The sequence below is a fragment of the Haloactinopolyspora sp. genome, assembly GCF_027324685.1.
Classification (GTDB): Bacteria; Actinomycetota; Actinomycetes; order Jiangellales; family Jiangellaceae; genus Haloactinopolyspora.
Genome location: NZ_DAHVSH010000178.1, coordinates 1 through 8157 on the forward strand (window position 1 = coordinate 1; position 8157 = coordinate 8157).

The window sequence follows — 8157 nt, forward strand, 5'->3', positions numbered from 1 at the left end:
GCTGGTCTGTTCGTTCACCCTGGCCGGTGCCTGTGCAGCTACCACCTGCGCAGACACCCTGCGTTCTACGGCGTTCGTCATTTCGCACCCCACAGCGGTAGTTCCAGCTGATCCGCACACAGCGCGCAGCGCTGACCAGCACGTATCCGGTGCTTCTCGCACTCCCACGCCTGTTCGTCCTGGTCCTTCTTCCGTCGTCTCGACACGTGCGCCTCCTAAGCTCGCCAACCACAGAAACGGACTTCCGAAACGCTCCTTTCTCGCCAACACAGCGCATGACTCTCACACGCAAACTCAAACCGACATTCCCAAACCGACCACAGACCAGCGACGCCCAGGGCCGAAGGAAAAAGAGAGTAAAAACAGGGGTCTGGGGAGTTTTTAGAGAGAAAGAACCACGCGGCCCGAAGTCACCGAGCCGGTTCTGTCTTTCTATATCTCCCCAGTAAAAAGAAAAAACAAAAATACAAACAACACAACCATTAACCCACCCACCACACCACCCACCCACAGCCTCCACCCACCCACACCCCGAGCTATCCCCTTTAGTGTTCTTGTTGAAGGGGATAGCTCGGGGTGTGGGTGGGTGGAGGCTACCGCAGGTCACAAGGCTAATGTGCCCCGTAGACCCCTCACGTTCCGTTAGGGGTCTATCTGGTCTTTGTTCGATCATGTTAGGAGTCTATCAGACAGATATTAGGGGTGCAATGACCTTGCCCAGGATGCGAGTTGAGCAACGGGGCACGGCCCCGCGCTTTTGGGGGCCTGCCCCGTGGCTCTGCCAAATCACGCGCATAGAGGCTCGCAGTCAAAGGCGGCGTAGCCGTCGCGAAGCGATGCCATGATGTTTTCTGCGAAGCGTTTAGAAAAGATCATGGCACCTTTGATTGTGAGTTGCGCGTGATATGGCAGCCGGAGTCGCGACGCCCAACAGATAGAGGCAACTGATCGCGTCAAACCGGGGCCGCTGTTCGCGCACGACGCGGGTGCCAACTCGACCGGCGATCTGAATGCGCTGCTGCCCACACGCGTGCACGGCCGACTACCCGCCGACCACCGTCGCGGCGGAGCGAGCTAACCAGGGCTCGCGAACGACCGTGGACGGCGCGGCCGTACACCCGCGTGGACAGCGCAGATAACCTTCGTGGCACGGTGCCCCGGCGCGAGGCCCTATGCAGAGAGAAAGAACGGCGTGTCTACCAGCCCAAACAGCAGTCGCGGTGTAGACGTGTGTCTACACCGCGTAGACGTACGTCTACGCCGCGACTCGCGCAGGGAAGGGTCAAGGATGCAACAGCCTCGGGGCTACGCCGATACTGAAACAGGCGTGGTGTACGACCTCGTGGCCACGCCACGCGATAGGACGACGGGAGGAGGCTGGGTCATGGCGATGCAACAGCCGCTAGCGCGGCTCGCGCGGGCGCGCATGCCGGCCGGTGACTATCAAGTCCTGTTCGCGCTGCTCGGCCGGCTCGACTGGGACAACTACATCCACCTTGACCTGACCGAGCTCGCTAGTGAGCTCAACCGTCACCGTACGGGCGTGAGTAGAGCTGTCTCGCGACTGGTCGCGGCCGGCGTGCTGCACCGGGGTCCGCGTGTCGGGCAGAACCACACCTACCGGCTAGACCCGAACCTGGGCTGGAAGGGCCGGCCTGCCGGCCGGCGGCAGCTCCAGGCCGAGCTAGACCGGCGGGGATGGCGCGTCCATGACGGCGACGACCAGGCCGGCGACGGCCGCACACCGACGATTCCCGGCCTCTGACGCCGGTCTGGCGGAAGCGGGGGCTCTGCCCCCACACCCCCGACCCTCCCTCCGAGATGGGTGGGGCCGGCCATCACCTCTGGCCTGGGCAGCAAAGCCGACCACACCGGCCGCGACCAGTCCAGGGCGGCTACGCCGTCACTACGTGATGGGCCTCCGGCCCACCCTGGACAGGTCACAACCGGCGCGGTCACCCACAGGGTGCCCAGCCCAGACGAGATGGCCAGCAGGACGACCACGTGCCGCCATAGCGGCCCACACAGAACCAGCTCATGCCCGGTCCCGCGCGGGTACCCCATCGGGTACGTGACTGTCCATCCCGGTCGGCGTACTGTCCCGCTCATGGCCGAACTGCTCGACATCGACGCCGCCGCACGACGGGCAGGTGTCAGTCCAAAAACGATCCGCCGCGGCGTCACCAGCGGCCGGTATGCCGGCGCAGTGCGCGACAGTCGAACGCAGAAATGGCTCATCCCGGCCGACTCGATCGACCGACAGCACGACATCACCCACCCCGAACCTGTCGACGTCGAACAGCTCGTCGACGACCACCCCGAGCATGATGCGGCTGGACACCTGCCTGTCCTGGCGGGTACCCATCCACCAGGTGGCGCATCCGCCACCCCCATCATGCTGTCCGTGCAGCGCACAGCCGCGATCCTGGGTATTACCGAGTACGCCGTGCGACGTGCAATCGAGCGTGACCAGCTCACCGCCTACCCATGGGGGCCGAACGGCGCGCACCTGGTGCCGCTGGCCGAAATACGCCGGCTCGCTGGCACATGAGTAGACCCCGGTACCTCGTCGAGGTACCGGGGCCGCTCTCTGTGTTGGCGTCTACTTCTCCGCCGTCTGATCCATCGCCTGAGCCATCCGGGCACCGAGCCCCGCGTCTGGCCAGAAGTACGCCCAGCGCGACGCACGAGCCACGACCGGAGTACGGGCCTCACGAATCAGCCAGTACACCCACCAGGCAGCGAGATACCCCGTCACCGCTGCCGGCACCTGCCACCCCAGCGGGGGATAGGCCCCGTCGAGCAGCCGCCACACGCCGAACAGCAGCGGCGCACACAGTGCGAGCGTGATCAGCCGACGATGGCGCGGCAGTCGCCGCCACCGCCGCCGCGGCCGCGCGGTTCGCGTCTGGGGGCCGTCCTCGTCTGGGCTGGGCACCTGGACTTCAAGCTGGGTGGTCAGCACGTGCCGCGCTTCTTGCAGCTCGTCCCACGCGATACGGCTACCTCCGCGATCCGGGTGCCGTTTTCGTGCCTGCACGCGATACGCAACAGTCAGTTCCTGCAACGTGTGTTCGCTGGCCAGACCCAGCACACGTAGGGCCTCATCCCTCGTCATACGTCACTCCCTGCTCGAACGCGGTATCGCTGTCCATCCCCGCTGTGTCGTCCAAGTCCGCCAGGCCGGCGTCCAGCTCTGCGGCCGGTATGCGCTCCCCGCGCGTGATCGTGCCGCGCTGGACGTACGCGATCATGTCTTCGACTCTCGTCCCCGGCGCAGGAAGCGCCGGTGCGGCGGTCGTGGTCGCCACGCTCGCGACAGCTCCCCACGTCGCCACTCCGTGAGAGACGTAGACCACCTGGCCGTACGTCGTGCCGGACATGCGTAGCCGGTCAGGATCCACCAAGTAGGCGTTCTGCACGCGACCTGTGCCCTCGTCGCCGTACCCACCTGAGTCAAGCTTCTTGATACCGACCTCGACGTTCAGCCGCGAGCCGGACAACTTCGCGAGTTGTTCCGGGTCGGCCGTGGCCATCAGCAGCATGCCGCCCGACGCGGCCGAGATCAGTCGCTTCCTCTCGTCATCGGTCGGCCCCATCGATGCCCAGGACTGGCCGGCCGCGACCACGGATACACCGAGGGAGCGGGCGCGCTCCATCAGCAGCGACACCTGCACTCGCTCTGACACAGCCGAATACTCATCGATGGTGAACAGCACACGCCGACGCCGGCCGCCGTGACCCCCGCGCGTAGCGAGGTCGGTCACCAGCTCCACCAACGCCTGCGCCATCGCGGACGCGGTGCGAACGTTCTCGGTGCCCTCCACGGTCGCGACCACAGCATCAAAGTCATCCAAGGACCGCCCGCTGTCGAGCGTCCGGCCAAGACGACGGAACGTAGTGCGATACCTGGACGCCACGCCCGCGAACTCCTGACGCAACTGCTTGATTGACTCGCGCTCGCCGGGGAATCGCGCATCGTAGGCGTTGAGCAGCCACTCTGTGTTCAGTCGCCGGATGAACTCGACAGACGACCCAGGAGGTCCACCAGGGGCCAGGACAGCCAGGCTCACAGCCTCGTCCTGCACATCGGCGTAGTAAGGGTGATCGGTCTTCACCATCTCCACGAGCACTTCCACCAGCCTGTTCGGCGGCAGGTGCCACAGATCAAGTCGGACCTCGCGGGGCCATACGCCAATCCGGTTCCGGGGGATACCCATTGCCTCAAACGCGCTGGTGAGCTGTTGCTCAATCACCTTGCCGTCGTCCCCGCCCTTGCAGTTGAGGACAATGGTCAGGGGCCTGGGTCGGCCATCTACCACATGGCCGAGCCAGGCCCCGCCCAAATCGGCGGTGACCAGCCTCGTCAGCAAGACCGTCTTACCAACGCCGGGTTCGCCAATCACCACCAAGTGCTTAGCGATGGCCGACGCCGGCACAACCAGTTTGCGGGGGTCGCGCGGGACCATGTGCCCCGCGCCAGCCTCCACGATTTCCGCCGCGCGCCCGATGACAAGATCGCGGTGACGGGTCAGCAGCGGCACCAGTCCCGGCCGGCGTGCCTCGGCGCGCGCCCGCTTCATCGCGTGCGCCCACTGCCTCGGCCCCCACACGCCGGCCCCGCGTGGAGTCCGGAAGCGACCAGAACGGGCGTCGTGCCAGCGAACACCCCAGTAGATGCTGCCGAGCGTGGTGCCCAGCGGGATCATCCACGGCAGCATCGGCAGCCACGCCATCCACCAGCGGGACGTCTCGACGGCCGCTAGTGCATGGTCGGTCAACTCGACCGGGCCAGGTCCAGTGAGCCACACCCCAACTGGCAGCAGCCACGACGCCGCCGCGACCCAGCGGCCCCGAGTAGGGGGCCACCCTCGCGCCCACGCGCGCCAGTACAGCGCGCACGCGATCACAACCGCAGGCAGCACGATCAGCGCCACCCCAGCAGCGATCACGTATCCGGTGGCTTTCTCTCTCATCCGGACAACACCCCTTCCTCCGGCACGTCCCGTAGGACGATGCGCTTACCTGCACTGACCTCATTGACGGCACGCTCCACCAGCGCACGCGTCCGGTCCGTCACGAACCACGCGACTTGCACTAGGCCGCCCATATCGAGGCCGGCGAGAATGTTGTTCTTGAGCTGACCGACCGGCTTCGGGGATAGCTCGATTTCGTAGCCGAATCGGATTCGCGAGCCGTTCGGGGCATCCCATTCGCCGATTCCGTCAACCAGGTGTTCGCGCTGGGCATCGCTCCCGCGACGCTGACCGAGCAGGTATCGAAGCTCCCGCTCGGACTCCCACGCGAATCCGGCGTCACGTCGCCGGCTCTCTTCCTCGAGCCTCACAGCCGCGACCGCGCGGTGATGGGCCACCTTCGCCACGCTCGGCCGGTGCGGGTCGTACGGGTGCCGACCGAACTGCTCGATCCCTAGTCGAGTGGCCCACACCCACGAGGGACCAGCGCCTAGCTGACCCGACTCCACCCACCCCGCTCGCCGCCAGCGCCACAGCAGTTGACGCATAGCGCCCTCGGACGTGCCGGTCAGGCGGCGCAGCAGGTCAAGCGGCATCCCGTACATCTCGACCACCCAGCTCAGCGCCACAGCATCCCGCGCAGTGGCGCGGACCTGGCCGGCGTCGGCACGCCGTCGTCGCTGGTCATCCATCAGCCGTTCTCCTTCGGGTTATGCCTGCGGCCAGTCAGCAGCAGGCGTGTAATCGGGATCAGCACGACGCCACCCAGCAGCGCCAGAAACGCGGCTGTGGTGCTGGCCGTGGCCACCAGCACCACGACCGGCACCACAACCAGTAGGCCGAACGGCGGGAACCGCCAGGACAGCCACAGCGGCGCGAGAATCAGCAGCAACGGCCACAGCAGCAGCCACCCCACGAGCCGGCGTGCCGGTCGCGAGCTAGCCAGCCGCGCGGTGATGACTGGCCAGCTCACGCCGGCACCTGACCGAGCAGCGACAGCAGCAGCCACCCCACGTCGCGTGCCTCGGCGTCGGGCCGGACCACGAGCCGTTCACCGTCGTACGAGACGGTGTGCGAAGCAGTCGGGTCAAGGATCACCTGCACTGGCAGTTCATTCATGGGCTCATCCCTCCCGGTCTGAGGGTGTGGACTCACCGCGCACGGCGCTCGGAGTCATCGCCAGTAGCGCGAACCCAGAGGTGATCATCAGCCCGTCAACGGCGAGCGGGCCGATTGCGGCCGATAGCGAGTCCTCGCCGTAGCTGAGCAGCAGGCCGTGCATATGCCGGTACGACATGACGGCAGCAACCAGGGCCACGAGCCCGGTGCCGCCGTATCGCGCCAGCGCCCACAGCGGGCCGGAGCGATACCACGCCGGCCGCGACATGCACTCGACCGCCAGCAGCAGCGCTACCGGCGCGAACGCGGCAGCCAGACGCGGGCCTGCCGCGTCATCAGCATGCGCAATGTTCGCGGCCACGCTCGCCACGATCCCGAGCAAGAACGCGGTCATGACAACCGCGCGGCTGCCGCGCGGCTGCCGGTCGGCAACCGGCGCAACCGGCGCAGCTGTCGCGCTCGCCGGCCCGCTCGGCGCGGCAGTTTCCGACTCTGTGACCTCGCTGTTCACGGAATGCGGCAACTCGGCGGCAGCCGGGGCAACCGGCAGGGCAACCGCGTCGGCGCTCCGAACTTCCCGGATGCGAGCGCGGCCCCAGGACTCAGACCGGTCGAACTGTGCGGCCAACTGCCGCCCCGTCAGCGGCATCTCTGCCGCGACACTCTCGCGGTACAGCTGTCGTGCCGCCTCGGCTGCCGGCGTCGCTGTCGCGGCCGTCACTGGTTCTCTCCGTTCGGGGCGATGTGAAGCCGTGCGGCGGCGTCGCGGGCCTGCGTCAACGCCGCTGTGGCCGACATCAGATGGTCGGTCGCGGCCACCAGATCGCCACGCAGCCACTCCGCCGCGGTTGCTGGCGATGCGGCAGTAGCTTCGCTGGTCACCGCTAGATCGGGCTGGTCTTTCAGCAGCTCGACCGCTTCGGCGGTCAGCTCCACCAGCGAGCGAGCAGCGGTGCCGAGCTTGGCCATCTGCGCGAGCAGCGGCAGCAGCTCACTCGCCGGGTCTAGCTCGCGTCCGACGAGTTCGGCATGGGCTCGGTTTACCGCCAGGACCGCGTGTCGGGTCTGATTGGCGGGCTCGAACGTGTCCGACATCAGTCGCCACCCCCCGCCACGTACAACCGTCCGGCCAGGGTCTGCGCCTGACTAACCCGCGCGGCGGCGCGGTATACCTGCTCATACGCCGCCTGGAATGCCTCACCAGCGCGAACAGCCGTCGAAGCCGGATCGATTGGCTCTCCGAGCTCATCGACTCGCAAATTCGGATCGCCGGCCGCGTTCAGGCATTCCGAACTTGCGTGGGTCAGCAGGCCTGCCGCTGTGTTCAGCAGCTCGCCCATCTGGCTCGCCAGCGTGTACACGTCGGCCAGGCCGGCCAACGCTGGCCGCTCACGAACGGACTCGCGAAGCAGGTCAACTGACCGTTGAACCGTCTCTGTGGTCGTCACCTTCGTTCCTTTCCATCCGGGGGCTGCTGGGGTCGGTCACGTACCGACCCCAGCAGCCAGTTACTTTCCTGGTGGTGCCTATCGGCGCGGCGTTGTGACATAGCCGCAGACATCGCAGACCAGGACGCGCCGGTCCTTGAGCTGCCGGCCGTTGTCGCCACGCATCTCTTCGTGTGGCGTCGTGCGGCGGCAGCACGCGCACAGCCGCCGTTCTGCCGTCCTCATCGGGCCGTCACCGCCCGTCGCTCTCGCCTGGTCATCTGGACCTGCCGCGCGGTTCGTGCTGATCGTCCAGCTCGGGCGACGGACCAGCCGATGGCGTAGACCAGCCACAGCGGGCCGGCTACGGCCCACAGGCCGCACCGCACAACCTCGATCAGCGCGCGGCGCGTCACCACCCACCATCCCGAGCATGGGTAGCTCGGCGGCGGGACGTACCCCACCAGCGGGACCGATGAAGTTGGACGGCGCGCGCTGGTCTGTTCGTTCACCCTGGCCGGTGCCTGTGCAGCTACCACCTGCGCAGACACCCTGCGTTCTACGGCGTTCGTCATTTCGCACCCCACAGCGGTAGTTCCAGCTGATCCGCACACAGCGCGCAGCGCTGACCAGCA

General features: G+C 66.9%; 11 protein-coding genes. 2 read left to right on the forward strand and 9 right to left on the reverse strand.

What is annotated here, in order from left to right; genetic code table 11:
* Positions 1-77: 77 nt before the first annotated feature.
* The gene (locus M6444_RS19425) at positions 78-206 is read right to left on the reverse strand and encodes a hypothetical protein (protein ID WP_298331244.1); all 129 of its coding nucleotides are present in this window, start codon (positions 204-206) and stop codon (positions 78-80) included.
* A gap of 1178 nt (positions 207-1384) precedes the next feature.
* Here M6444_RS19425 and M6444_RS19430 point away from each other — a divergent pair.
* Positions 1385-1765: a hypothetical protein gene (locus M6444_RS19430; protein WP_298331246.1), complete on the forward strand. Its 381-nt coding sequence runs from the start codon at positions 1385-1387 to the stop codon at positions 1763-1765.
* Between the two features lie 342 nt (positions 1766-2107).
* The gene (locus M6444_RS19435) at positions 2108-2551 is read left to right on the forward strand and encodes a hypothetical protein (protein WP_298331248.1); all 444 of its coding nucleotides are present in this window, start codon (positions 2108-2110) and stop codon (positions 2549-2551) included.
* 51 nt (positions 2552-2602) lie between these two features.
* On the opposite strand, the gene M6444_RS19440 is transcribed toward M6444_RS19435, so the two are convergent.
* From M6444_RS19440 to M6444_RS19475, 8 genes are read right to left on the reverse strand one after another with little or no spacing between them, the layout of a single operon-like run.
* Entirely contained in the window at positions 2603-3118 is a 516-nt protein-coding gene (locus M6444_RS19440) for a J domain-containing protein (protein WP_298331250.1), read from the reverse strand.
* A complete protein-coding gene (locus M6444_RS19445) occupies positions 3105-4976 on the reverse strand; it encodes a hypothetical protein (protein WP_298331252.1) in 1872 nt (623 codons plus the stop codon). Before M6444_RS19445 ends, M6444_RS19440 begins: the two co-directional genes overlap by 14 nt.
* Positions 4973-5668 carry a hypothetical protein gene (locus M6444_RS19450; protein WP_298331254.1) on the reverse strand — a complete coding sequence of 232 codons (696 nt, stop codon included), beginning with the start codon at positions 5666-5668 and terminating at the stop codon, positions 4973-4975. The genes M6444_RS19445 and M6444_RS19450 overlap by 4 nt, the downstream gene beginning before the upstream one ends.
* Positions 5668-5949, reverse strand: a complete 282-nt coding sequence (locus M6444_RS19455; protein WP_298331256.1) for a hypothetical protein — start codon at positions 5947-5949, stop codon at positions 5668-5670. The genes M6444_RS19450 and M6444_RS19455 overlap by 1 nt, the downstream gene beginning before the upstream one ends.
* Positions 5946-6095: a hypothetical protein gene (locus M6444_RS19460; RefSeq protein ID WP_298331258.1), complete on the reverse strand. Its 150-nt coding sequence runs from the start codon at positions 6093-6095 to the stop codon at positions 5946-5948. The genes M6444_RS19455 and M6444_RS19460 overlap by 4 nt, the downstream gene beginning before the upstream one ends.
* Positions 6096-6099: 4 nt before the next feature.
* Positions 6100-6816 carry a DUF2637 domain-containing protein gene (locus M6444_RS19465; protein WP_298331260.1) on the reverse strand — a complete coding sequence of 239 codons (717 nt, stop codon included), beginning with the start codon at positions 6814-6816 and terminating at the stop codon, positions 6100-6102.
* On the reverse strand, positions 6813-7190 hold the full coding sequence (locus M6444_RS19470; RefSeq protein WP_298331262.1) for a hypothetical protein: 378 nt from the start codon (positions 7188-7190) through the stop codon (positions 6813-6815). The genes M6444_RS19465 and M6444_RS19470 overlap by 4 nt, the downstream gene beginning before the upstream one ends.
* Entirely contained in the window at positions 7190-7543 is a 354-nt protein-coding gene (locus M6444_RS19475; RefSeq protein ID WP_298331263.1) for a hypothetical protein, read from the reverse strand. The genes M6444_RS19470 and M6444_RS19475 overlap by 1 nt, the downstream gene beginning before the upstream one ends.
* Positions 7544-8157: the final 614 nt, after the last annotated feature.

Excerpts from the sequence above, each read along its gene's own strand:
- M6444_RS19430 (WP_298331246.1), top strand. The coding sequence starts at position 1,385 with ATGGCGATGCAACAGCCGCTAGCGCGGCTCGCGCGGGCGCGCATGCCG.
- M6444_RS19435 (WP_298331248.1), top strand. The coding sequence starts at position 2,108 with ATGGCCGAACTGCTCGACATCGACGCCGCCGCACGACGGGCAGGTGTC.
- M6444_RS19440 (WP_298331250.1), bottom strand. The coding sequence starts at position 3,118 with ATGACGAGGGATGAGGCCCTACGTGTGCTGGGTCTGGCCAGCGAACAC.
- M6444_RS19445 (WP_298331252.1), bottom strand. The coding sequence starts at position 4,976 with ATGAGAGAGAAAGCCACCGGATACGTGATCGCTGCTGGGGTGGCGCTG.
- M6444_RS19450 (WP_298331254.1), bottom strand. The coding sequence starts at position 5,668 with ATGGATGACCAGCGACGACGGCGTGCCGACGCCGGCCAGGTCCGCGCC.
- M6444_RS19460 (WP_298331258.1), bottom strand. The coding sequence starts at position 6,095 with ATGAATGAACTGCCAGTGCAGGTGATCCTTGACCCGACTGCTTCGCAC.
- M6444_RS19470 (WP_298331262.1), bottom strand. The coding sequence starts at position 7,190 with ATGTCGGACACGTTCGAGCCCGCCAATCAGACCCGACACGCGGTCCTG.